The sequence below is a fragment of the Pseudomonas arabinosi genome (assembly GCF_047758675.1).
In the GTDB taxonomy this organism is placed as follows: Bacteria; Pseudomonadota; Gammaproteobacteria; order Pseudomonadales; family Pseudomonadaceae; genus Aquipseudomonas; species Aquipseudomonas arabinosi.
This window is the reverse complement of the sequence record NZ_CP180480.1, coordinates 4258158-4282367: the sequence shown is the minus strand read 5'-3', so window position 1 is coordinate 4282367 and position 24210 is coordinate 4258158. Positions and strand designations below refer to the sequence as shown.

Genomic DNA, 24210 nt, shown 5'->3' with positions numbered 1-24210 from the left:
TCACAGGTTCTGCAACGTATTGATGGCCGGCATCATAGGGATCTGCCGGTGCCGTGTCTTCCAGACGGTTGTGGTCAGTGGCTCTGTTTGATCGCGACCGTCGGCCCGGGCGTAGGATTTTTCTTCCCGGATTGCAGGACATAGACCCCACCCAGAATCAGCAGCATCGCCAACAGGTCCAGGCTCTTGATCGGCTCACCCACCAACAGCGTACCGATCAGCAGCGCAATGACTGGCGGGATGTAAGTGACGCCCGAAGCGGCGAGGGCACCCAGTCGTTGCACGATGAAGTAATAAAGGATGTAGGCGATGCCGGTCCCGGCCAGACCCAGGCCCAGGATCACGCCCCCCAGCGCCACCGGGTCTGCAGCGATCCGCGCCAGACCGTGCATGTCGGTGATCAGCGTGATCAGCAGCAGCGCCAAACCGATCTGATAGGTCGACAGCGCCAGCGGCGACAAACCTAAAGGCGTGATGAAGCGTCGAGCATAGACAAAGGAACAGCCCACGCTCAGCGAACCGGCGATCATGTACAGCACGCCGCTGACATCGACACCTGCCGCCAGGCTGTTCCACGGTCGGGCGATCAGAATCACCCCGACAAAACCCAGGAAAATGCCGAAGGCCGTTCGGGAATTCAGCGGTTCTGCACGCAGGAAAAGCCAAGCGGTGACAAAGGAAAACAACGGGATCGCGCCGCTGAGCATCCCGGCCACGCTGGATAAGAGCAACGAGGTGCCTTTGGCGAAGGCGTAGTAGTAAATCACCGTCGCCAACAGCGCCATGACCAGAAAGTGGTGGCTGTGACGCAGGTGCGACCAACTGAGGCTGCGGCGCAGGAGGGCGAAAATCAGGATCGGCAGGAACCCGAACAGCACCCGCAGAAAGACGATCTGTGTGGGCGTAATCCATGCGGCGGCCCACTTCATGAAGATGAAGTTGGTGCCCCAGATCAGGCCGAGCAAAGCGAACGCGATATACGCGGCCTGTTTCATGGATGTTCTCCTGGGGCTGGTGCAAAGACCAAAGGTGTATCGAGCGTTCGATCGCTCAAACGGCGTATTGCGCGATTCCATTGCCAAACGACCAGTTCTCTTTCTTTACCTCCACCAGATTGATGAATACATCTTCCAGGCGCACCGCCAGTTCCGCGTTAAGGCTCTCGGCGATGGTTTTGTAGAGGAGTTTCTTCTGTTCGAGGGTGCGGCCTTCGCTCAGGGTGATCTGAATCACCACCAGATTGTCGGTGCGATTGATGCCCAGGTAGCCGGGATCAAAAATGAAATGCTGTTCGTCGTGCTCGGCAAGAATCTGGAAGTTATCGTTCTCCGGCACGCCAATGGCGCTGTGCATGGCGGCGTAGATCAATTGCCCGACACGTTTGGCGTGAGTCGGGTCTTGATGCTTTTTGATGTCGACGCGAACGAGTGGCATGAGAGGCTCCGTTGGTAAGGGCTGCCGGTCAGCAGTGAGCATCGAAATTACATGACGGTAATCCTTTATTAAATAGATTTTTTAAAACATCTATTTAATAAAGGGTGCCAATGGATCTGATCCGCACAACCACTCCTCAGCTAAGTCTTTGCTTCTGCTCATTAATCCCGGACAATCGCGCCCCTGTTTCGGCCAGGGCGCTGCCTGTCGGATTTTTCCGACTCGTCCTGACCGGGTAGCAACTGACCGGAATGCGGAGATCCCACCGGATGAATGATCAGGCCAATAGCGTCGACGAACGCTATGTATCGACGGCACCAGCGACGCTTGAGAGCTGGAATCGCCATGACACCACCTGGATGCTGGGCCTGTTTGGCACGGCCATCGGGGCTGGCACGTTGTTTTTGCCGATCAACGCGGGTCTGGGCGGCTTCTGGCCGTTGCTGGTCCTGGCGGTGTTGGCGTTCCCCATGACGTTTTACGCACACCGTGGCCTGACACGCTTTGTGTTGTCCGGACGCGAAGGCGCGGACATCACTGAAGTGGTGGAAGAGCACTTCGGGATCAAGGCTGGCGCGCTGATCACCTTGCTGTACTTCTTCGCGATCTTCCCGATCCTGCTGATTTATAGCGTGGCCCTGACCAACACCGTGGGCAGTTTCCTCGAACATCAACTGCACATCATGCCGCCACCGCGCGCCGTGCTGTCGCTCGTGCTGATCCTCGGCCTGTTGGCGGTGGTACGTTGCGGCGAGCAGGCGATCGTCAAGGCCATGAGCCTGATGGTTTATCCGTTCATTGTTGCGCTGCTGTTCCTCGCGGTGTTCCTGATTCCTCATTGGAACGGCGGCATTCTCGCCACCGCGTCGACGCTGCCAGAACCGTCGGCACTGCTGCACACGCTGTGGCTGGCGATTCCGGTGATGGTGTTCTCGTTCAACCATTCGCCGATCATCTCGGCGTTCGCCGTGGACCAGAAGCGTCGTTACGGTGATCACGCCGAAGAGCGCAGCTCGCAGATCCTGTCCCGCGCCCACGCCTTGATGGTGGTGATGGTGCTGTTCTTCGTGTTCAGTTGCGTGCTAACCCTGTCGCCGGCGCAATTGGCTGAAGCCAAGGCGCAGAACCTGTCGATCCTGTCGTACCTGGCCAACCACTTCAGCAACCCGACCATCGCCTTCGCGGCGCCGTTGATTGCGTTCGTGGCCATTTCCAAGTCGTTCCTGGGTCACTACATCGGCGCCAGCGAAGGTCTTAAAGGTCTGATCGTGAAGAGTGGCAAGCGCCCGGCACCGAAGACCCTGGATCGCATGACTGCCGCCTTCATGCTGGTGGTCTGCTGGATCGTTGCCACGTTGAACCCGAGCATTCTGGGGATGATCGAAACCCTCGGTGGCCCGATCATCGCCGCGATCCTGTTCCTGATGCCGATGTACGCAATCCGCAAGGTCCCGGCCATGGCGCGTTATCGCGGTCAGGCTTCCAACGTCTTCGTGACGGCGGTGGGCCTGGTGGCGATCTCGGCGTTGATCTATTCGCTGACTGCCTGATTGGGCGAAACAACGGCCGCACTGTGCATACCGCACAGTGCGGCCTTTTTTTGCCTGGCGTAAAGCTCGGCACCTGACCCAGAACACACATCCCGTGGGGATTAGCGACTAAGCTTGAAGCTGCATTTCGCGCGTCATAGAGCGTTTGCCGAGGACTTTTCCCGGCCAGTCTATCTTTCTCTGGAGACGCTTCATGGCTCGTGCCCACGGCGCATCGGCGCAACCCCGTGCCGACAGGCCAAACCGCTGGCTGGACGTATTGGCCGGACTGTCGATTGCCGGCTTGTTGTTACCCGAGGCGGTCGCCTATTCAAGCATTGCCGCGTTGCCACCACAGGCGGGTGTCATTGCGTTATTTGCCGGTCTGCTGTGCTACGGGCTGTTCGGCACCAGTCGCTTTGCCATCGTTTCTGCGACCTCGTCTTCGGCGGCGGTACTGGCCGCCGCCACAGCCACGTTGGCCAATGGTGACTCGGGCCTGCGCATGACCCTGGCGATCGGTCTAGTGCTGGTGACGGGTGGGTTTTTCCTGCTGGCCGGACTGTTCAAGCTCGGCAGCGTGACCTCGTTTATTGCCAAACCAGTGCTGCGAGGCTTTGCCTTCGGCCTGGCAGTGACGATCATCCTCAAGCAAGTAGCGAGCATCGTCGATGTGCACTTGAGCAATGGCAACCTGATCCGTTTCGTGCCGCAACTGCTTGAGCAATTGCCCCAGTGGAACCGGGTCGGCGCCCTCGTGGCGGCGGTGTCCTTATTGGTGCTTTGGTTGTGCGCGCGGGTCAGGCGTTTGCCGGGAGGTTTGCTGGTGGTGGCGCTCGGTATCGCGGCCGGCCAATGGCTGAACTTGCCAGCGTATGGGGTGAAACTGATCGGCGTGATCGATCTGAGCCTTGAAGTGCCTCGTCTTCCCGTGTTGCCGTTTGCCGACTGGCTGCGCCTGGGTGAACTGGCGTTCGCCATGGTGATGATTCTGTATGCCGAATCTTACGGATCGATCACCTCATTTGCGCTCAAACACGGCGACCGCGTGTCCTCGAACCGCGACCTGCTGGCACTCGGTGCGGCCAATTTACTGTCAGGCCTGTTCCATGGCATGCCGGCAGGCGCCGGTTACTCTGCGACGTCGGCCAATGAGGCGGCGGGTGCCGGCTCGCGTCTGGCGGGTGCGGTAGCGGCGGGGGTGGTGTTGCTCATCGTCTTGACGGTGTTGCCCTGGATTGCCCTGACCCCCGAGCCGGTGCTGGCGGCCATTGTCATCCACGCATTGGCGCGAGGCTTGAGCCTGCAGCCCTTGGGCCGGTATTTCGTTTGGCGTCGCGATCGCCTGCTGGTGATTTGCGCGGTGGCGGCGGTGCTGGTGCTGGGGGTACTGGACGGTCTATTGGTGGCGGTGGTGATCAGCGTGGTCCTGATGTTGAAACAGATGTCGTCGGCGGATATTCAGGTGCTGGGGCAAATGGGCGGTGGTCATGAATTTGTCGATGTGCAACGCCATCCCCAGGCCTGCGAGATCCCCGGAGTGCTGATCGTCAGGCCGAGCGAGGCGCTGTTTTTTGCCAACGTGGAGCGCATCCTGGGCGGTGCATTGCGCCTGGCCCGGCATGCATCGCCACCGATTCATACGATCATTCTCAGTCTGGAGGAGTCTCCCAACCTGGATGGCACCAGCATCGAGGCGCTGGAAACGTTCTTTATGCAAGTGCGAGCCGAGGACAAGCTGCTGATTCTGGCGCGGCTCAAACATGAGGCTAAAGCAGTGCTGTCGAAGTTGCCGACGCAGGAGCTGGAGCAGGTGAGTCTTAGCAGTTTGAGCGTTGACGGCGCTGTGCAGCAAGCACTCAAGTCATCCGCATGACCTGTGGGAGCGAGCTTGCTCGCGATGGCGGTGTGTCATTCAGCATTGATGTTGAATGTAATGCAGCTATCTTGAGCAAGCTCGCTCCCACAGGGTTTAGTGCAAACCTGCAGGCATAAAAAAACGCCGCTCATCTCACGATGGGCGGCGTTTTTTATTGCGTTGCAGCGTTAGGCTTGAACGACCGGGATGTTGGCGTTCGCAGCAGCTTCACGGAACTCGGCGATCTGGTCGAAGGACAGGTAGCGGTAAACATCAGCCGCCATGCTGTCGATCTTGCCAGCGTATTCCATGTACTCCTCGACGGTCGGCAGGCGACCCAGGATGGAAGCGACAGACGCCAGCTCGGCCGAAGCCAGGTAGACGTTCGCGCCGTCACCCAGACGGTTCGGGAAGTTACGGGTCGACGTCGACACAACAGTCGAGTTCGGCTCTACACGTGCCTGGTTACCCATGCACAGCGAGCAGCCTGGCATTTCCATGCGAGCGCCGGCCTTGCCGTAGATGCCGTAGTAGCCTTCTTCGGTCAGCTGGTGAGCGTCCATTTTGGTCGGCGGCGACAGCCACAGACGGGTTGGAAGCTGACCTTTGACCTGTTCCAGCAACTTGCCGGCAGCGCGGAAGTGACCGATGTTGGTCATGCACGAACCGATGAACACTTCGTCGATCTTCTCGCCAGCAACGCTGGACAGCAGACGGGCGTCGTCCGGATCGTTTGGCGCACAGAGCACAGGCTCTTTGATGTCGGCCAGGTCGATTTCGATGATTTCAGCGTATTCGGCGTCAGCATCGGCAACCATCAACTCAGGGTTGGCGATCCAGGCTTCCATCGCTTGAGCACGACGTTCCAGGGTACGTGCATCGCCGTAGCCTTCGCCGATCATCCAGCGCAGCAGGGTGACGTTGGAGCTCAGGTACTCGGTGATCGACTCTTTCGACAGCTTGATGGTGCAACCGGCAGCCGAACGTTCGGCCGAGGCGTCGGACAGCTCGAAAGCTTGCTCGATGCTCAGGTTGTCCAGGCCTTCGATTTCCAGGATGCGGCCGGAGAAGGCGTTCTTCTTGCCTTTCTTCTCGACGGTCAGCAGGCCAGCCTGAATCGCGAAGTAAGGAATGGCGTGAACCAGGTCACGCAGGGTAACGCCCGGTTGCATTTTGCCTTTGAAGCGCACCAGGATCGATTCCGGCATGTCCAGCGGCATAACGCCAGTGGCTGCGGCAAACGCTACCAGACCGGAACCGGCCGGGAACGAAATGCCCATCGGGAAACGGGTGTGCGAGTCACCACCGGTACCGACGGTGTCCGGCAGCAGCATACGGTTCAGCCAGCTGTGGATGATGCCGTCGCCCGGACGCAGGGAAACGCCGCCGCGGGTCATGATGAAGTCTGGCAGGGTGTGGTGGGTGGTCACGTCGATCGGCTTTGGATAGGCCGCGGTGTGGCAGAAGGACTGCATTACCAGATCGGTCGAGAAGCCCAGGCACGCCAGGTCTTTCAGTTCGTCACGGGTCATAGGACCGGTGGTGTCCTGAGAGCCGACGGTGGTCATTTTCGGTTCGCAGTAAGTACCTGGACGAACGCCTTTGCCTTCTGGCAGACCGCAAGCCTTGCCGACCATTTTCTGTGCCAGGGTGAAGCCCTTGCCGGTGTCGACAGGTGCTTCTGGCAGTTTGAACAGGTCGGTAGCGCCCAGGCCCAATTCGGCACGGGCCTTGTCGGTCAGGCCGCGGCCGATGATCAGCGGAATACGGCCGCCAGCACGGACTTCGTCCAACAGCACCGGGGTCTTCATTTCGAAGGTGGTCAGGACTTCGTCAGTGCCGTGTTTGCAGACTTTGCCAGCATGCGGGTACAGGTCGATCACGTCGCCCATGTGCATGTTGGTGACGTCGAATTCGATTGGCAGTGCGCCAGCATCTTCCATGGTGTTGTAGAAGATCGGAGCGATTTTGCTGCCGAAGCAGAAACCACCGGCACGCTTGTTCGGCACGAAAGGAACGTCGTCGCCGAAGAACCACAGTACCGAGTTGGTCGCCGATTTACGCGAAGAACCGGTACCAACCACGTCGCCAACGTAGGCGATCGGGAAGCCGGCGTTGCGCATTTCTTCGATCTGCTTCATCGGACCGGTGACGCCTTGGGCGTCAGGCACGATGCCTTCACGGGCCATTTTCAGCATGGCGAGGGCGTGCAGCGGGATGTCCGGACGGGACCAGGCATCAGGAGCAGGGGACAGGTCGTCGGTGTTGGTTTCGCCGGTGACCTTGAATACGCGCAGGCTGATCTTGTCGGCCAGGACAGGGCGGTTTTTGAACCACTCGCCGTCAGCCCAGGATTGCAGCACGCCTTTAGCGTGAACGTTGCCGTTCTTGGCTTTTTCAGCGACATCGTGGAAAGCGTCGAACATCAGCAGGGTGTGCTTGAGTTCTTCGGCAGCGACTGGCGCCAGTTCGGCGTCTTCAAGCAGATTAACCAGAGTCACGATGTTGTAGCCGCCCTGCATGGTGCCGAGCAGTTCAACAGCGCGTTTCTTGTCGATCAGAGGGGATTTTGCTTCGCCTTTAGCGAGGGCAGACAGGAAACCGGCCTTTACATAGGCTGCTTCGTCCACACCTGGCGGAATGCGATTGGTGATCAGGTCAACGAGGAAAGCTTCTTCGCCAGCCGGGGGATTCTTCAGCAGCTCGACCAGGCCTGCAGTTTGTTCGGCGTTTAGCGGCTGGGGAACGATACCCAGTGCTGCACGCTCTTCGATATGTTTGCGGTAGGCTTCAAGCACAGTTATTACCCTCATCAGTGGTCCCAAATGGGTGTCCGGGACGCTCATCCCGAAATTGCCGTACTCATGCGCTGCATGGCGTTTTGGGCCACTTAGCCAGAATTACCGACAATTCCTTACAGAAGCTGCTTTCAAAGTTTTACGCCTGCAGAACGGGGAGCTGATGAGGGTTGGCGTTGGGCTTTTCCCCGCTGGAAAAACCCTTCGCCAACACCGCTCTGAAGGAACGACTGTGCTCGTGACGCTTTGAAAACAGCTTCTAACGGACATTGGCGCCTTAAAAGGCTGGCTGATTCTACGGCAAAAAAAAATTAAAGGTAAGTCAGGGTCTATTGGACTTTGGTGGCGAGTCGCGTTGTGGGCCAACGTGTGCGAGGCAAGGCGCGGGATGCCGCTAATGGTTGTTCCCTTGGCAAATCCCGCAACGCAGCCTCGCGCACGTTGGCGCGCAACGCGGCCGTCACCAAAGTCCAATAGACCCTCAGCCCTCAAGATTGAGGGGTGATCAATGTTAGACAAAGGGCTAACATGCCGATCTGTTCTGCTTTCCCGTGCTCTCCCAACCTATGCCCAATCAGACCATCAAGACCCCCTGCGTCGGCCTCTGCTCCACTGTTTACGGTGATTTGGTGTGCCGTGGCTGCAAGCGTTTCCACCATGAAGTGATCAACTGGAATGGTTACAACGAGGAGGAAAAGCGCGCGGTGTGGCTGCGTCTTGAGCTGCTGCTGTCTCAAGTGATGGCCAGCAAGCTTGAGGTTTTCGATCCCCAGCGCCTTCGACTGCAACTGGAGCAACGCAAGATTCGTTTTGTGCCGCATCAGTCGGAATATTGCTGGGCGTATCAGTTGATCGCCCGGGGTGCACGGGTCATCAACAACCTGGAGGCCTACGGAATGGTGCTGATGCCGGAGTTTCGCGACTGGAGCCTGCCGGAGCTGCGGGATGCCATTGATCGGGAGTTCTTTTTACTCTCCGAGGCGCATTACCAGCGCTACATTGCCCCCGGTTTCCTCAGGGATGCCTTCGGCGGTTAACCATTAAAAGCATCGTCGGAACGCCGCCCGGAGCAAGCTCGCTCCCACAGGGGATTTGTGAACGCCACAGATCCAATGTGGGAGCGAGCTTGCTCGCGATGGCAATCTATCCGGCGCCGCAAATCTCAATGCTGGGTCACGATCTCCTCCAGATGATCCATGATCGTATCCGGCTTCAGCACCAGCACATCGCTCTCCACCGCATCCAGCACCACTTCCGCCGTGTTCCCAATCAACGCCCCGGACAACCCGGACCGCGCCACGGTACCGATGACCGTCACCGCCGCCTGCAGCTTGTGGACCATGAACGGAATCAACACATCCGCCGGCCCTTCCTCGATGTGCAGGTGGTCGTCATCAATGTCGAACTCGGCTTGAAACGCCTTGCACTGTTCGCGATAGCGCGCCTCGATGGTTTCACTGAGCTGCAACGTCGGGTCCGCCGCCGACAGCATCGGCGACGGATGAGCACTGACCACGTGCAAATGGGCCTTGGCCAGGCTGGCGATGTCGTAACCGTGATCGACAATACAAGAGTGCAAGGTGCGGTGTTCACCATCGGTATTACCGACATCGATCGCCGCCAGAATGACCCCGCCGGTCCAGGGTTTCGAAGTTTTGACCAGCAGCACCGGCGTCGGGCAGTAACGCAGCAGTTTCCAGTCCGCCGGGGTCAACAGGGCTTTTTTCAGCGGACTGTCGGGGTAATGCTGTTTGACCACCAGGCCGCAGCCTTCAGCCTGCTGCACATCGACGATGGTTTCGTGCAGGCTTTCGTTCCACGCCTGCTCAGTGGTGACGCTGTAGCCGTCCTCGATCAGCGCGGCCTTGAGCACGCCCAACATGCCGCTGTGGTCATGCTTGCGGTCGCAGACGAGCAGATGCAGATGAGCCTGGGTCACGCCGGCAATCAGCTTGGCGCGTTTGAGCGCCAGGCTTTCCGAGTGTTCAGGTTCGAGGACCACCAGAATGCTGCGAATGGCTTGCATGATCGGGATCTCCATGAAGTAAAAAATACTGCGTTGGACAACTATAGTTGCTGGTCGCGCTTTCGGGACTTGATGTATATCAACGGTCGCGACTGGTGGTCTGCCGGCAGGCCGGTATAATCGGCGCCCTTCGATTTTGAACCTCTTATCCGTGAGCCCCATGATCCTTCCCGAAATTCACGAGTTCCTCGGCTGCCGCACCCCCGATGGCTGGGTTCAGGCCGCGCTGGCTGATCAGGAAACCTTGCTGATCGATCACAAAAACTGTGAATTCAAGGCCGCCAGTACCGCGTTGAGCCTGATCGCCAAGTATCACTCCCACGTCGATCTGATCAACCTGATGTCGCGTCTGGCCCGGGAAGAGCTGGTGCACCACGAACAAGTCATGCGTCTGATGAAAAAGCGCAAGATCGAACTGCGTCAGCTGTCTGCCGGGCGCTACGCTTCGGGCCTGCGCAAAGTGGTGCGCAGCCACGAGCCGGTCAAATTGGTGGATACCCTGGTGGTCGGCGCCTTTATCGAAGCCCGTAGCTGCGAGCGTTTCGAAGCGCTGGTGCCGCATCTGGACGAAGAACTGGGCAAGTTCTACTTCGGTCTGCTGAAAAGCGAGGCGCGACATTTCCAGGGTTACCTGAAACTGGCCTACCAGTACGGTGACGCCAAGGACATCGCCCAAGTGATCGACAAGGTCCGCGCCGCCGAGCAGGAACTGATCGAGTCGCCAGACGTGGAATTCCGTTTCCACAGCGGTGTGCCAGCCGCGGCCTGACGCTTTCGCCCGAAAATGTAAAAAACTCTTAAAAGAATGAAACATCTCCGAAAACCGGCCCCCGAGGCCGGTTTTTGCTGCCTGCGATAACTGTTCGGTCACCGATTCACGCCATAATGCCGGCCACTTTACGCAAGGGCTGGCAGACGGTCGTTATGGATAACCTGGGTTTTGGCAAAGTACTGCTGGTGGAAGACGACGAAAAGCTCTCCGGGCTGATCGCGCATTTCCTGTCCCAACACGGTTTTGAGGTGCGGCAGGTGCATCGCGGTGACCTTGCATTGGCCGCGTTCCTCGAATTCAAACCGAAAGTTGTCGTGCTCGACCTGATGCTGCCGGGCCAGAGCGGTCTGCACGTGTGCCGCGAGATCCGCAGCGTGTCCGACACGCCGATCGTCATTCTTACCGCCAAGGAAGACGACCTTGATCACATCCTCGGGCTGGAGTCCGGCGCCGATGACTACGTGATCAAACCGATCAAACCGCCCGTTCTGCTGGCCCGGTTACGCGCCTTGCAACGTCGCCAGACGCCGGACAGCGGCGTGTGCACCGCTCTGGAGTTCGGCCATCTGAGCATCGACCGCAGCTGCCGGGAAGTGCGGCTGGCGGGTGAGGGCATCGAACTCACCACCATGGAGTTTGAACTGCTGTGGTTGCTGGCCAGCGCCGCCGGAAAGATTCTGTCCCGTGACGACATCCTCAATCGCATGCGGGGCATCGCTTTCGACGGTCTCAACCGCAGCGTTGACGTCTACATCAGCAAACTACGGGGCAAGCTCAAGGACAACCCGCGCGAACCGGTGTGCATCAAGACCGTCTGGGGCAAGGGTTACCTGTTCAATCCGTTTGCGTGGGAACTGTAAATGCTGCGGTTATTTTTAGGGTTGTACCTGGTGCTGGCGGTGGGGCTGGTGCTTGCATTGCAGACGGTTGAGCACACCTTCAACGCGCTACTCGATGGGCAAATGCAAGCCTATAACCGTGAAGCGGTGCGAGGGCAGGCCTGGTCGCTGGTAGAGCAATTGCGCGGGCTCGAAGGCCCCGCGCGTACGCAACAACTGGAAACGCTGCGCCCGCATTACGGCTTGGGGCTGAGCCTGCCAGAAGCTGATCAACTGGCCCTCGATGATCGTGAAAAAACCCTGTTGGCCGAAGGGAAACTGGTCATTCGGGATAAGTACACCCAGTTCATTTCGTCGATCGACGGCGGTTCTCAACTGTTGAGCATCAAGCTTCCGGCTGAGCCGAGCCTGATGCCGTTCTACATAGCCGCCGCGTACCTGATGCTGGCCGGGCTGATCGGCATCGTGCTGTTTTTCTGGGTACGGCCGCACTGGCGCGATCTGGAAAAGTTGCGCCTGGCGGCCGAGCGTTTTGGTGATAACGACCTGTCGTCGCGGATCCAGCTGTCCAAACGCTCGAACATCCGTGACCTGGCCGAACACTTCAACCTGATGGCAGCGCGCATCGAAGGCCTGATTGCCAATCAGCGCGAGCTGACCAACGCCGTGTCCCATGAGCTGCGCACGCCGATTGCCCGTCTGTCGTTCGAGCTCGACCAGCTCAAGCAGCAACCCGATCCAGCCCAGAACCGTGAACTGATCGCCGACATGTACGCCGACCTCGGCGAACTGGAAGAGATGGTGTCCGAACTGCTCACCTATGCCAGCCTCGAGCGCGGCGCCACGGTGATCACTCGGGAAAACATTCAGGCCAGCAGTTGGCTCGACAGCGTGGTCGGCAGCGTCGCGCTGGAAGCCGAAGCCGCCGGCGTGCAATTGCTGATTGTCGAGTGTCAGGTCGATGAGGTCCGTATCGAGCCGCGTTTCATGGCCCGGGCGGTGATCAACCTGCTGCGCAATGCCATTCGTTATGCCGATGAGCGGGTGGAAGTGTCGTTGGTGCGCACCGGTGATCACTACGAAGTGCGGGTCAACGACGACGGGCCTGGCGTGCCGATGGACGGGCGGGAGAAAATCTTCGAACCGTTCTCGCGCCTGGACGCCAGCCGCGACCGCCGCACCGGTGGCTTCGGCCTGGGCCTGGCGCTGGTGCGGCGGGTGTCGCAATCCCATGGCGGGCAAGTGGAAGTGGCGGACTCGCCGTGGGGCGGGGCGTCGTTTCGCATGACCTGGGCGCACCTGGATTAAGTTTGTATTGTTCTTACTGGCCCCTTCGTCGGAACGCCGCCCGGCTCGCTCCCACAGGGGGAATGCATTCCAAAATGTGGGAGCGAGCCGGCTCCGGGCGGCGTTCCGACGAAGGGGCCATCAGCATCACCACCCGATCAAAAGGTGTAAACCACCTGCGAAGCCAACGATGTCTGCATCCGCCGCTCAACAATCGGACTGTCCGCCGCATCGTTGGCCAGATATTGCACGGCCAGTACCGTCGAAACACTCCACTGATCATTGACGGGCAATGACCAGGTCAAATCCGCCCCGCGACTCACCAGCCCGCCATGTGTGTCATAGGCCCTGAACTGACTGCGCGACGCCTGGGCATCGCTGACGCCGTACCAGGTGCGCACGTAATTGCTGTCACCAAACTGGCTATTGAGGCTGCCCACGACCTTGCCATAGTCCCCCTCATAAAACGGCGCGCGGATGCTCAGTTTCAAGCGGTTCCAGGCCGAGCCGGTGTCGTGATCGTCATCGTCTTTTTCCAGCGCATGTTCAAAGCTCGCGCCGAGAATGATCGGCCCCATGTGGTAAGTCCCGTCAAGCCCCAGCACCGGGCGCGACTTGATCGAGCCCATACCGTTCAGCTCATCCGAACCTTTGAACCCGGTCTTTCGATCCTTGCGCACATCACTGGCGCCGATGTACACGCTGAGGCCGAAGTCGTCCTCGTCAAACGCCCAGCCCAGACCCTTTTCAGTGTCCAGAAATAATCCGTAAGGGCTGACGATTTCACCGCCCAGCAGCGGCGCCACCACACGTTCGTCACTGCCGCTGTAACGGGGCACGCTGGCTGCACCGGCCCGCAAGGTGTAGCGCCAGTCTTCAGCACGCAAAGAGTCAGTGGGAATGAGCAGGCAAAGCGAAGTCAACGATAGACATAGCGAGCGAAACATGGGAGCACCCGAGGGAGTTTGGATGCGCCCATGCTAGGCGGCTGTCGGCCGGCAATCTTTGACAGCTTTGTCGGGAAACTGTCAAAGACTGTGAACCGTTTTAGCGGTTCAAACCCAGGCGCTCATGCCACTCGGCGATGGACTCTTCGGGATAGATGTCGAAACGCTGATCCCCAGGATGCGCCTCGACTTCCACCCACGGTGCCTTGGAACCGAGCATCAAATGCGTGTGTTCCGGCGGCACCGGCAGCGGGGTGTCGATGGCCGACGCAAACGGGTGAATCAGCTCCGGCCATTCGGGGCTGAACAGCCATAAGCCCGAGCCACAGACAGAGCAGAAATGCCGCTCGGCGGTGCTGCTGTGGGCGCGTTTATCGCCTTCCTCCTTGAGTCGTGCGTGATAAATCGCGATGTGCTTGCGACCGCGCACCTTCAGGCTGCCGGCATCGCCACCGAGGTTGATCGCAAAACCGCCACCGCCCTGAGTCTTGCGACAGATCGAGCAGTAGCAACGCTGATACGGGTAGGGGTGGGCGCTGGTCAAACTGAACGACACCGCGCCGCAATGGCAGGAACCTTCGAGCTGCATGGGAACCTCCGACAGGTCTGGAACGTACCCAAGACAGCCTAGACCTTCAGCGGCCCTCGATCGGTACGAGAATCGCGTCGCCGGTCGCCACCAGTTTCAGTTGGTCGCCGGTTTGTGCGAACAGCTCGGCGCGGGCGAACACTTGTTTCTTGCCAGCCTTCACCACCCGACCCCGAGCGATGAACACTTCGCCGATGGCAGGTGCCAGGCAGTTAACTGAAAAATGCGATGCCAGCACGTTGCCGGCGACTGTTCCGGCTGCGAATCCGCAGGCTGTGTCGAGCAGCGCGCCGATCAGTCCGGCGTGCAGGAAGCCAGCGTATTGCGCCATATCGCTTTCGCGAAAAGCCATGGTGAGCTCGGCTTCGCCGCTTTCTGCGCGAGTGACTTCAATGCCGGCCCAGCGGTTGAAGGCTGAGGTTGAGTTGATCTGTTTGAGTGTATTGAGCATCGCGAATCCCTCCGGTTGAGGGGTCAACATGCGCCGGGTTTGGGGGGAAGTCATGGTGGATAAGGGAGGGTGATGGGCCGTTGGATTTGTGGTGAATGTTCTGGCCTCTTCGCGAGCAAGCCCGCTCCCACATTCGTCCGCATTCATCCGGGAGAACTCGGTTAAATGTGGGAGCGGCGGTGCGACGATTCGACTTGCTCGCGAAGAACGATAACGCGGTCCCGCTGGACGCCCACCCATGGCCGGGGCAGCATGGGCGCCTTCCTATTGGAGCCTTTGCCATGCGACGACTGCCTTCTCTGGCCGCACTCAGAACCTTCGAATGCGCCGCCCGTCACGCCCATTTCGGCCGGGCGGCGGCGGAGTTGTGCGTCACCGACAGCGCGGTCAGCCACCAGATTCGCCAGCTCGAAGAGCAATTGGGCGTGACGTTGTTCATCCGTGAAGGCCGGCAGATTCGCCCGACGATGGCCGCCGGGCGCCTGATGCAAAGCTTGCAGCAGGCCTTCGAACTGATCGGCGATGCCTGCGATGAGCTGCGTGACCCTTCATCGCTGGCGGTGTTGCGCCTGGCAGTCACCGCCGAGTTGGCGCAAAAGTGGTTGATGAGTCGCCTGACGGATTTTTACGCGCGTTATCCGCACATCACCCTGCACCTCTATGAACAACCGATCGATGCCACGGCACCGGGCGAAGACATCGACCTGGCGATCACCTACGGCACCGGCCCGGTGGACAGCAGCGCCTACTTCGTCCGGCCCTTGCCGGCCTTGCAATTCTTCCCGGTGTGCAGCCCCGGTCTGTTCAACCAGGGCACCTTGAAAACGCCGAAGGATCTGGCACGTCATTGCCTGTTGCACGACGATCAGGACGGCAAGACCTGGACCGCCTGGCTCACCAGCCATGCTGGCGATCAGCGCCCCGAACGGCAGCTGTATTTCGCCCACGCCGGTTTGGCGCTGGAAGCGGCGGCTCAAGGGCAGGGCGTGGCCATGGGCGATAACTTGACCGCGCAGGAGGATTTGCTGAGCGGTCGTCTGGTCCGGCCGTTCACCTCCAGCATGACTGCGCTCGGCCAATATGCGCTGGTGTGCGAACGGGTGAGATTGGAGCGCCCGGCAGTGGCGCAGATGCTGGAATGGTTCAACGATCAACTGATCGATTGATGAGTTGAATTCAAGTATTCCGAAATAATCATCGTTGGCGAGGAGGGCGCCGGCGACCGTAGCCTGTGGTCATTCCAATCCCCGCTGATGAGGTTTGACCATGGCACGTTTGCTCGACACCACCCCCAAACTCGATGGTTTCCGTTTGCCCGGCGAGTTCGAAACCAAGTCCGGTTGCTGGCTTGGCTGGCCGGAGCGCACCGATGTCTGGCGCAATGGCGCCAAGCCTGCGCAGAAAGTCTGGGTGCAGATCGTCACCGCCATCTCCCGCAGCGAACCGGTCACCGTGTGCGCCTCCGCCGCGCAATTCGCCACCGCTCGCCGCCAATTGCCGCCTCAAGTGCGGGTGGTGGAAATGACCTGCAACGACACCTGGTTCCGTGACAGTGGCCCATGCTTTGTGGTCAATGACGACAGCGGTGAGGTGCGCGGCGTGGACTTTGAGTTCAACGCATACGGCGGCCTCGACGGCGGCTTGTACTACCCGTGGGACAAGGACGACCAGATCGCCAGAAAAATCCTCGAAATCGAACGGTTCGACCGTTACCGCGCGCCGCTGATTGCCGAACTGGGCGGGATCCAGAGCGACGGCCAGGGCAGCATTCTGACCACCGAGCAATGCCTGCTCAACCGCAATCGCAACCAGCATTTGGGCAAGGACGAAGTCACCCGGCGACTGACCGATTACCTAGGCGCCGAGCAAATCATCTGGCTGCCACGGGGCTGCAAGTTCGACGAAACCGACGGCCATGTCGATGACCTCGCCTGTTTCGTACGCCCCGGTGAAGTGGTGCTGCAATGGACCGATAATCGCGATGACCCGCAATGGGAAATCTACCAGGAGGCCTACGACATTCTGCGCAGCACCCGCGACAGCCGTGGCCGTGAGCTGAAAGTGCACAAGCTGCCGCAACCGGATGTGCTGGAATGGACCGCTGAAGAAGCCGAAGGCCTGGATCAGCAAGACAGCACGCACACCCGTCAGGCCGGAACGAAAATTTGCGCGTCGTACATCAACTACTACGCCGGCAACACCTCGATCGTCGTGCCGCTGTTTGGCGATCGCAACGATCAGGCCGCGCAGGCGACCCTCGCCGAACTGTTCCCGCAACACAAAATCGTCGGTATCGAAAACTCCCGGGAAATTCTCCTCGGCGGCGGTAACGTCGCGTGCATCACCATGCCGCAGTACGCAGGCAGTGCCTGCAACAAAAAGGGAGTTTGAACATGGGCCTGCACAAACTGACTCAAGCGTTATTGCTGGTGCTTGCACCCCTGTGTGTGCAGGCCGCCGACACCGCCAAGCCGGTGGTCAATCTGTACATCTGGGGCGAATACCTGGCCCCGGACACCCTGACCAATTTCGAGAAGAAAACCGGCATCCACGTGGTGGCCGACCACTTCGACTCCCTGGAAACCGTAGAGACCAAACTACTCACCGGCCGCAGCGGCTATGACCTGGTGCTGACCGCCGGCCAGCATTTGTCCCGGGCGATTCAGAGCGGGGCGATTCAAACCCTGAACCCGCAACAACTGCCGCATTTTGCTGGCGTGGGTGACGAGTTTCGCCAGCACATGGCGGTGTTCGATCCGGGCAATCGGTACGCCGGGATCTACGCCTGGGGCACCACCGGCGTCGGCTATCAGGAAGAGGCAATCAAGAAGCGCCTGCCCGACGCACCACGGGACAGTTGGGCGATGCTGTTCGACCCGGCGGTGGTGTCGAAATTTGCCGATTGCGGGGTGAGTTTGCTCAACGATCCCAACGAGGTTTTCGCTGCGGTCATGAAGTACATGGGCCTGGACATCAACCGTCAGAACCTCGATGACCTGAAACAGGCCGAACAGCAACTGGCCAAGATTCGGCCTTACATCCGCTATTTCGACAATGACCTGAACATCAGCGACCTCGCCAATGGCAACACCTGCGTCGCGATGTCATGGAACGGCAACGTGGCCATCGCCGCCGGACAGGCCGAGGCTGCGAACAAGCCGTTCAAGCTGAGTTATCGGATACCGAAGGAGGGCACGTTGATCTGGTTCGACGCGATGGTCATTCCCAAGGATGCGCCCCATCCGCAGGCGGGGCTGGCGTTGATGGATTATCTGATGACGCCGGAGGTGATTGCGCCGATCACTGACACCATCCATTACGCCAACGCGATAACAGCGGCGGACAGCTTGATTGATCCGGCGATTCGCAATGACCCGGGGACGTATCCGTCGGCCGAGGTGAGGTCTTCGTTGTATAGCAAGAATGACAATGGCAAGGCGTTTAATCGGGCTTTGATACGGGCGTTTAGTCGGTTGAAGTCGGGGTTGTGACTTGAGTGCGGTGTTTGGCATGACATCGACCCCTCACCCCAACCCTCTCCCCAGGGGGTAGAGGGGGCAGACCGAGGTGTTCTACGAGATCCATCGACCTGTGAAACCGAGTCGATTATGGATTCAATACAGTACTTTCAGGTTGCAGTAATTCGTCAGATCTTTACGGTCAGTTCCCTCTACCCCTTGGGGAGAGGGTTGGGGTGAGGGGTGGTTTCGGCACCCGCCACAAATACCACGCCGCCACCGTCCGAAACGGACTCCACCCCAGCCCGATTTCAATCATCTGCTTGCGATTGGGCTGCACCTCCAACCCCTTCATCCGCCGATACCCCTCACGCACCCCGAAATCATCGGCGGGCAAGATATCCGGCCGTTCCAGGCTGTAGATCAGCAACATTTCAACCGTCCAGCGCCCAACACCGCGCAGGGTGATCAACCGCTCGATCAGCGCCTCATCCTCCATGGCCAGTGCCGTGGCGTAATCCGGCACGACACCGTCCAGCGCCGCTTGGGCAATGCCCTGAATGGTTGCGATCTTGGTTGCGGAAAACCCGCAACCGCGCATTTGATCAAAGCCTGTCGCCAGAATCTGTTCAGGCCTCGGGAACGCCCCCGTCCCGAACAACGCGATCAACCGACCGACAATCGCATCCCCGGCCTTCGCGTGCAGTTGCTGGTAGGCAATCGCCCGCACCAGCGACTCATAAGGGTCGCGAGCCGCATGGGGCTGATGCAGGCAAGGGCCGACGGCGGCGATGTGGCGGCGCCAGTCCTCATCGATGGACGATAGAAACTCGGTGGCGGGCAGATAGGCGTCGGGCATGGGGTCAAGCTTTCCCGGACGGCGCCAACAGCGCGTTCACTTCGCCATAGGTGAAGGCCTTCAGATCACGGCTGTCGAGTGTTCCTGTTTCCAGAAAGCTCTTGGCCAGTGCGCTCATGGCGCCATACAGAAACTCGGCGATGCGTGAACCCGCGCTCAAACGGCGTACGCCGAGGGCTTTCAGCTCTTCAGGCGATGGCAAGCCGGGGAGCCCGAGCACGTTCACCGGCAGCGTGGTGCCCTGGCACAGCGCAGCGATTTCGTACTCGGCCGTGACGCCAGCCGCGAACAAACCATCGGCACCGGCCGCCTCATACAACGCGGCGCGCCTGAGCGTCTCGGCCACGCGGTCTTCGGCGGGCACCAGACTCTTGAGGTATACATCGGTCCGGGCGTTGATGAACAGCTTCACATTTCGGCGACTGGCAACCTGCCGAGCGATTTCGATCTTGCGCACCAGCAGTTCGGGCGGGGACGCACCGTCCTCGATATTGATCCCGACGGCCCCGGCGGCAATCACCGCATCGATGAGGTCGGCGACCCGCGTCAGGTCATCGGAATAACCGGCCTCGATGTCCACGGTCAGCGGCACCGAGATCACTCGGGCGATGGACTCGACCGTTGAAATCAGGCGCTCAAGGGGCAGGGCATTGCCATCCGGATAACCGTGAGCCCAGGCGACTGCCGCGCTGCTGGTGGCGACGGCTTTACAGCCCAGCTGTTCCACGATGCGCGCCCCGGCGGCATCGGCGACGTTGGTGAGGATCAGCAAGCCGTCGTGGTGCAACTGGTGAAATAGGTTGTCCATCGAAGGTCCTTCCTTATGACTTTTTGAGAAACCCGGAAAGTAATCAGAATGCGAGTTGTTGCGTGATCTGCACCGCGGCTTTTTCCAGCCTGAGCAAGAACGCCTTGCGCGGTTGTCCTCCACCATAGCCGGTCAGCGAGCCGTCGGTGCCGATCACCCGGTGACAGGGCACGACAATCGAGAGACGGTTATGCCCGTTGGCCAGGCCCACGGCGCGACTGGCACCGGGTTTGCCCAATAGCGCCGCAATGGTGCCGTAGGTGCTGGTCTTTCCATACGGGATCTTCCCCAGTTCGGCCCAGACCTGTCGGGCGAAATCGCTGCCAGGCAAGTGTAGTGGAACGTTGAAGTCAGTGAGTTTGCCGGCGAAGTACTGCGTCAGTTCGGCTTCAATCTGCTGCAAGTGCGCGTTATGCCCTGGCGCGACCGCATAGCCATACCGATTCTGCAATTCTTCGACTTCCTTGGTCAGCGCTGGCCGATCAAGAAACTCCAGCAGCACCAGCCCGCGTCCTTCGGCCATGGCGATCATCGGCCCCAGCGGTGTGGTCAGGCGAGTGAACAGCAGCGGCTCGCTGTTGGCGGCGCGGCCCGGCGTGATGTTGAAGGACTTTTGAAACGCATCGCGAAATCCGCTCAGGGACTCGTAGCCCGAGTCGAACGCCGCGTTGTCGATGGAATCGCCCTGTTTGATCCCGCCCAACGCCATGCCGAGGCGTCGGGTGCGTAGCCAGGCGTGAAAGGTCATGCCGAAATGCTGCTTGAACCAGCGGCGCAGTTTCAGCGGTTCGATGCCCTCGGCCAGCAGCTGGGCATCGGTCCAACGCTGGTCGGGATCGGCGTCTACCGATTTGAGCAGCCGCTGCACCCAGTCCGGGGCAATGGCCGCCGCGTCCAGCGGCTTGCAACGCAAACAGGCGCGGTAGCCCGCGGACATGCACTCATCGGCATGGGCGAAGAACTCGACGTTCTCCGGTTTTGGTTTGCGCGCCGTGCAACTGGGGCGACAGAAGATGCCGGTGGTTTTGACCGCGGTAAAGAACACCCCCTCGTAGGCGGTGTCTCGTTCGAGCATGGCGCGAACCATCTCGGCGTGGGGCGGAAGCAAAGTGTTTTGTAGGTTCATGAAGTGAGCATAAGACGCGTCGCCCAACGCCTCCACCGGAAAATCGACAGAGAATTCCAGTCATTCGTCATGAGGACGGCCTAATGCCTGTGTCGGTGATGGATGTCCGGAAAATGTGGATGGCTGTGACGCAGTGGCGTGTGTTCATGTTCGTGGCTGTGGGGTTCGGTCCCGTCCCACTGGAACGAATGCTCATGTTGATGATGCTCGTCATGCACGTGGCGATGAGCATGCTTGAGCGCCTCATGTTGATGCTCATGGGCATGACGTTCCTTGAGGTGAATCCACACCCCAAGGCCCATCAACAGCGAAGCGGCCCAAAAGGTCAGCGTGACGGGTTCATTCAGCAGCAAGATGGCAATCGCCGCGCCGAGGAAAGGTGCCGTGGAAAAGTAGGCGCCGGTACGCGCAGTGCCCAGGCCTCGAAGCGCCAGAACGAACAACACCAGGCTGATGCCATACCCCAGGAAACCGACGATCAACGTAGGCCCCAGCACCGTCATGTGCGGCAGTTTTGCGCCGAGCAACAGCGCCAGAGAACAGTTCACCGCCCCGGCGACCAACCCCTTGATGCCGGCAATAAACAGTGCATCCGAGGCCGACACCTTGCGCGTCAGGTTGTTATCGATCGCCCAGCAGACGCAGGCCAGCGCTACCGCCAACGGTCCGATCCAGCCCTGTGACTGCGCCGGGTTCTGCGGCCAGGCCAGCAATAAGCCACCGGCGACGATTGACAGCATTCCGGCGACGATGCGCCGGTCAGCGTTTTCCTTGAAGACCACCCAGGCCAGCACGGCGGTCAATACCGATTCGAGGTTGAGCATCAGCGAGGCCGTGGCGCCGGCGGTCAGGGTCAAACCAAACATCAGCGCCACCGGCCCGAGCACGCCGCCAAAAACGATGGCACCGATCAGCCATGGCCACTCTGACGATTTCAGCCCGCTGGGCTGCCAGCTTCGGTCGCGCAACAGTCTGACGAGCGTCAGGCCCAGCCCGCTGCCCAGGTACAACAACCCGGCTAAAAGGATCGGCGAAAGGTTCAGGCCCAGCAACTTGGCCAATGGCGTACTCGCGCCAAAAAGAGCGGCAGCACCAAGGGCGTATACAACGTTCAGGTTCATTCAAGGCTCGTTGGAGATTGAGACGGGATGAAACGCAGTTTGAACCTGCATTGCGTCCAGTCAATCCATAACCTCAGGCCCGCCGCGCCATCAGCAACACCGAAGCCGCCGCCGACAGCAATCCTGCGCAGCAACGATTGAATAGCCGCTTGCCCCGAGGTTCGGCGAACCAGCGGCGCATGTGCAGGCCCATGTAGGCGTAGGCACCGATGGCGATCCATTCCAGCACCAGGAACAACGCGCCCAACACGGCGAATTGCGGCGATACGGCTTGGGTCGAGTCGACGAACTGGGGCAGGAACGCGGTGAAGATCAGGATTGCTTTCGGATTGCCGGCCGCCACCAGGAACTCTTGCCGTGCCAACGCCAGCGTCCCCACCGGCGCGCCCGCCACCATGTTTTCCGCCCCGGGATCCGCGCGCCACAATTGCCAGGCGAGGTAGAGCAGATACGCCGCCCCCAGAATCTTGATCGCGTAGAACAACAACTCCGACGTTTGCAGCACCACCGCCAGCCCCGCTGACGCAAGGGCGATCATGCCGGCGAACGCGAGCAGCCGACCGATCCCGGCGACACAGGCGATGCGATAGCCGTAGCGGGTCGAGTTGCTGACCGACAACAGGTTGTTCGGCCCGGGCGCCATGTTCAGGGCGAAGCAGGCCGGCAGAAACAGGGTGAGGGTGGCGAGGTCCATGACGGGTCTCCAAACGCAGGAACGGTATTTTTATCACAGGCCTGGGGTGGCTTGCCCCATACAGTGGCGGACGTCGGTCGCGGTACAGCTGAGGGGTGTTTTGTTCAATACAGCCATCAGCTCGCTCTTTACCTTGAGGCCTCGTTCAACTGAATTGAAGAAGGTCTGTGATGAGTCTGATTATCTCGATGGCGGCGTTTGCACTGGTGGCCTCGATAACCCCGGGGCCAGTGAACATCGTGGCGTTGAGTTCCGGTGCGCAGTTTGGTTTTCGCGCCAGTCAACGGCATGTAGCCGGGGCGACGTTGGGTTTCGTTGTGTTGTTGGTGTTGATGGGATTAGGCCTGCATGAGGTGTTGCAGCGATGGCCAGCGCTGACGCAGGTGGTGCAATGGGCGGGTGTGGCGTTCCTGTTGTACATGGCCTTCAAGTTGGCCGCCGACAATGGGCACCTGGATGCGAAGGAGTCAGGCCGGGCACCGTCGATGCTGTATGGCGCCGTCATGCAGTGGCTCAACCCGAAAGCCTGGCTGGCCTGCGTGGCCGGCATGGGAGCTTTTGTGGCGGATGGCGAGGCGCGGCTGGTCTGGCAGTTTGCCGCGGTGTATCTGGTGATTTGCTACCTGTCCGTCGGCTGCTGGGCCTATGCCGGGACGTTTTTACGCGGCTATCTGAGTCACCCGGCGGGCATGCGCCTGTTCAATCGCAGCATGGCGTTGCTGCTGCTGGCGGCGAGCGCGGTGTACCTGTTGTTTTAGCCGCGATACTGCCCCGGTGTCGCCGCCAGATGCTGTTTGAACGCTCGCTGAAAATGCGCCTGATCGGCAAACCCGGCTTCGAGCGCCACATCGGCGATCAGCTTGCCGCTGCGCAGCTGATCGCGGGCGAACTGGATGCGCCGGTTGACCAGAAAGGCGTGGGGCGTCATGCCGTAATGCTGCTTGAACGCGCGGATCAGGTAGGACGGCGATAGCTGAGCTGCCTCGCCAATGTCTTCGAGCTTGAGCAAGTGCGTGCAGTTGTCGCGGATGTAATCGGCCGCCCGTTCAAGTTTGAAATTGGGCTCGCGCAGCGGTTGATCGATTGGATTGAGCCGCTGCTGTACGTCGGTGAAAAACTCAACGGCCGCGCTTTGCTTGCGCAGCACGTCTTGCTGCGCATCGACCAGCACGTCATACAAACCCTTCAGGCCGGCAAACAGGTCGCTGTCGTCAGTGTGGGTGATGGAAAACCGGCGAAACGCCAAGTCCTGGCTGAAGCCGAGCTGATGCTGCAAATCGGTCAGCCATGGCGTCTCGACGTACAGCATCAGGTACGACCACGGTTGGTCATCGATGGGGTTGCAGGCGTGGACATCACCGGGATTCATCAGCACCACGGTGCCGGCACTGACCTGGAATTGTGATTGCTCGTGAAGGTAGGTACTGCGCCCGGCCGTGATCGCACCGATGGAAAAGTGCTCGTGGGAATGCCGGGTGTAGCAGACCTCGCGGCCGTCGGCGATGGAGCGGGCTTCGATGAAGGGCAGGGCGTCGTCGCGCCAGAAGCGCGGGGCTTTGTCAGCGTCTTTGGCAACGGCGGGCTTCATGGTCAGCGTCCTCGGCAGGTCAGCGT

23 protein-coding genes are annotated in these 24210 nt (G+C 60.0%); 10 read left to right on the top strand and 13 right to left on the bottom strand.

The genetic code is table 11. The features are described from left to right. Nucleotides 1-74: 74 nt before the first annotated feature. Complete coding sequence (locus ACMXYJ_RS19840) at nucleotides 75-995, bottom strand: DMT family transporter (RefSeq protein WP_415756549.1); 921 nt, start codon at nucleotides 993-995, stop codon at nucleotides 75-77. Between the two features lie 55 nt (nucleotides 996-1050). Further along, the gene (locus ACMXYJ_RS19835) at nucleotides 1051-1434 is read right to left on the bottom strand and encodes a tautomerase family protein (protein WP_415756547.1); all 384 of its coding nucleotides are present in this window, start codon (nucleotides 1432-1434) and stop codon (nucleotides 1051-1053) included. A gap of 269 nt (nucleotides 1435-1703) precedes the next feature. Between ACMXYJ_RS19835 and ACMXYJ_RS19830 the strand changes: the two genes are divergently transcribed. Both ACMXYJ_RS19830 and ACMXYJ_RS19825 read left to right on the top strand, forming a co-directional pair. Continuing rightward, nucleotides 1704-2984, top strand: coding sequence for a serine/threonine transporter (locus ACMXYJ_RS19830; protein ID WP_415756546.1), 1281 nt, complete (start codon nucleotides 1704-1706; stop codon nucleotides 2982-2984). 193 nt (nucleotides 2985-3177) lie between these two features. Continuing rightward, nucleotides 3178-4839, top strand: coding sequence for a SulP family inorganic anion transporter (locus tag ACMXYJ_RS19825; RefSeq protein WP_415756545.1), 1662 nt, complete (start codon nucleotides 3178-3180; stop codon nucleotides 4837-4839). 170 nt (nucleotides 4840-5009) lie between these two features. Here the strand turns inward: ACMXYJ_RS19825 and acnB are convergent, their stop codons facing one another. Continuing rightward, the gene (gene acnB, locus ACMXYJ_RS19820) at nucleotides 5010-7619 is read right to left on the bottom strand and encodes a bifunctional aconitate hydratase 2/2-methylisocitrate dehydratase (protein WP_415760767.1); all 2610 of its coding nucleotides are present in this window, start codon (nucleotides 7617-7619) and stop codon (nucleotides 5010-5012) included. A gap of 566 nt (nucleotides 7620-8185) precedes the next feature. Here acnB and ACMXYJ_RS19815 point away from each other — a divergent pair. After that, nucleotides 8186-8656 (top strand): DUF1289 domain-containing protein, encoded by a 471-nt coding sequence (locus ACMXYJ_RS19815; RefSeq protein WP_415756544.1) that lies wholly within the window; start codon nucleotides 8186-8188, stop codon nucleotides 8654-8656. A 125-nt stretch (nucleotides 8657-8781) separates the two neighbouring features. Here ACMXYJ_RS19815 and ACMXYJ_RS19810 read toward each other — a convergent pair whose 3' ends face one another. Next, nucleotides 8782-9645, bottom strand: a complete 864-nt coding sequence (locus ACMXYJ_RS19810) for a universal stress protein (protein WP_415756543.1) — start codon at nucleotides 9643-9645, stop codon at nucleotides 8782-8784. Nucleotides 9646-9805: 160 nt separating this feature from the next. On the opposite strand from ACMXYJ_RS19810, the gene ACMXYJ_RS19805 reads away from it, so the two are divergent. The 3 genes from ACMXYJ_RS19805 (at nucleotide 9806) to ACMXYJ_RS19795 (ending at nucleotide 12564) form a co-directional block, all read left to right on the top strand. After that, the gene (locus tag ACMXYJ_RS19805; RefSeq protein WP_046032069.1) at nucleotides 9806-10414 is read left to right on the top strand and encodes a tRNA-(ms[2]io[6]A)-hydroxylase; all 609 of its coding nucleotides are present in this window, start codon (nucleotides 9806-9808) and stop codon (nucleotides 10412-10414) included. Between the two features lie 155 nt (nucleotides 10415-10569). Then, nucleotides 10570-11277 carry a winged helix-turn-helix domain-containing protein gene (locus ACMXYJ_RS19800; protein WP_095128502.1) on the top strand — a complete coding sequence of 236 codons (708 nt, stop codon included), beginning with the start codon at nucleotides 10570-10572 and terminating at the stop codon, nucleotides 11275-11277. Next, a complete protein-coding gene (locus ACMXYJ_RS19795; protein ID WP_415756542.1) occupies nucleotides 11278-12564 on the top strand; it encodes an ATP-binding protein in 1287 nt (428 codons plus the stop codon). Nucleotides 12565-12701: 137 nt separating this feature from the next. Here the strand turns inward: ACMXYJ_RS19795 and ACMXYJ_RS19790 are convergent, their stop codons facing one another. The 3 genes from ACMXYJ_RS19790 to ACMXYJ_RS19780 all read right to left on the bottom strand — a co-directional run bounded on the left by ACMXYJ_RS19790 (nucleotide 12702) and on the right by ACMXYJ_RS19780 (nucleotide 14530). Further along, nucleotides 12702-13490 carry a MipA/OmpV family protein gene (locus ACMXYJ_RS19790; RefSeq protein ID WP_415756541.1) on the bottom strand — a complete coding sequence of 263 codons (789 nt, stop codon included), beginning with the start codon at nucleotides 13488-13490 and terminating at the stop codon, nucleotides 12702-12704. A 100-nt stretch (nucleotides 13491-13590) separates the two neighbouring features. Further along, nucleotides 13591-14079: a GFA family protein gene (locus ACMXYJ_RS19785; RefSeq protein ID WP_415756540.1), complete on the bottom strand. Its 489-nt coding sequence runs from the start codon at nucleotides 14077-14079 to the stop codon at nucleotides 13591-13593. 46 nt (nucleotides 14080-14125) lie between these two features. Further along, entirely contained in the window at nucleotides 14126-14530 is a 405-nt protein-coding gene (locus tag ACMXYJ_RS19780; RefSeq protein WP_415756539.1) for a PaaI family thioesterase, read from the bottom strand. Nucleotides 14531-14811: 281 nt separating this feature from the next. Between ACMXYJ_RS19780 and ACMXYJ_RS19775 the strand changes: the two genes are divergently transcribed. The 3 genes from ACMXYJ_RS19775 (at nucleotide 14812) to ACMXYJ_RS19765 (ending at nucleotide 18021) form a co-directional block, all read left to right on the top strand. Continuing rightward, the gene (locus ACMXYJ_RS19775; protein WP_033054579.1) at nucleotides 14812-15696 is read left to right on the top strand and encodes a LysR substrate-binding domain-containing protein; all 885 of its coding nucleotides are present in this window, start codon (nucleotides 14812-14814) and stop codon (nucleotides 15694-15696) included. A 100-nt stretch (nucleotides 15697-15796) separates the two neighbouring features. After that, the gene (aguA, locus tag ACMXYJ_RS19770) at nucleotides 15797-16921 is read left to right on the top strand and encodes an agmatine deiminase (protein ID WP_415756538.1); all 1125 of its coding nucleotides are present in this window, start codon (nucleotides 15797-15799) and stop codon (nucleotides 16919-16921) included. Between the two features lie 2 nt (nucleotides 16922-16923). Further along, nucleotides 16924-18021: an extracellular solute-binding protein gene (locus tag ACMXYJ_RS19765; RefSeq protein WP_415756537.1), complete on the top strand. Its 1098-nt coding sequence runs from the start codon at nucleotides 16924-16926 to the stop codon at nucleotides 18019-18021. 169 nt (nucleotides 18022-18190) lie between these two features. On the opposite strand, the gene ACMXYJ_RS19760 is transcribed toward ACMXYJ_RS19765, so the two are convergent. The 5 genes from ACMXYJ_RS19760 to ACMXYJ_RS19740 form a co-directional block, all read right to left on the bottom strand. Then, on the bottom strand, nucleotides 18191-18847 hold the full coding sequence (locus ACMXYJ_RS19760; RefSeq protein ID WP_415756536.1) for a DNA-3-methyladenine glycosylase family protein: 657 nt from the start codon (nucleotides 18845-18847) through the stop codon (nucleotides 18191-18193). Nucleotides 18848-18851: 4 nt separating this feature from the next. Then, a complete protein-coding gene (locus ACMXYJ_RS19755; RefSeq protein ID WP_415756535.1) occupies nucleotides 18852-19655 on the bottom strand; it encodes an isocitrate lyase/PEP mutase family protein in 804 nt (267 codons plus the stop codon). Nucleotides 19656-19698: 43 nt separating this feature from the next. Continuing rightward, the gene (locus ACMXYJ_RS19750) at nucleotides 19699-20781 is read right to left on the bottom strand and encodes a bifunctional transcriptional activator/DNA repair enzyme AdaA (RefSeq protein WP_415756534.1); all 1083 of its coding nucleotides are present in this window, start codon (nucleotides 20779-20781) and stop codon (nucleotides 19699-19701) included. Between the two features lie 80 nt (nucleotides 20782-20861). Then, nucleotides 20862-21902, bottom strand: coding sequence for a DMT family transporter (locus ACMXYJ_RS19745; protein ID WP_415756533.1), 1041 nt, complete (start codon nucleotides 21900-21902; stop codon nucleotides 20862-20864). Between the two features lie 73 nt (nucleotides 21903-21975). Beyond that, on the bottom strand, nucleotides 21976-22596 hold the full coding sequence (locus tag ACMXYJ_RS19740; RefSeq protein WP_415756532.1) for a LysE family translocator: 621 nt from the start codon (nucleotides 22594-22596) through the stop codon (nucleotides 21976-21978). 170 nt (nucleotides 22597-22766) lie between these two features. On the opposite strand from ACMXYJ_RS19740, the gene ACMXYJ_RS19735 reads away from it, so the two are divergent. Beyond that, nucleotides 22767-23354, top strand: a complete 588-nt coding sequence (locus tag ACMXYJ_RS19735; RefSeq protein WP_415756531.1) for a LysE family translocator — start codon at nucleotides 22767-22769, stop codon at nucleotides 23352-23354. Here the strand turns inward: ACMXYJ_RS19735 and ACMXYJ_RS19730 are convergent. After that, nucleotides 23351-24184 (bottom strand): helix-turn-helix domain-containing protein, encoded by an 834-nt coding sequence (locus tag ACMXYJ_RS19730; protein ID WP_415756530.1) that lies wholly within the window; start codon nucleotides 24182-24184, stop codon nucleotides 23351-23353. The genes ACMXYJ_RS19735 and ACMXYJ_RS19730 overlap by 4 nt on opposite strands. Nucleotides 24185-24210 lie beyond the last annotated feature (26 nt).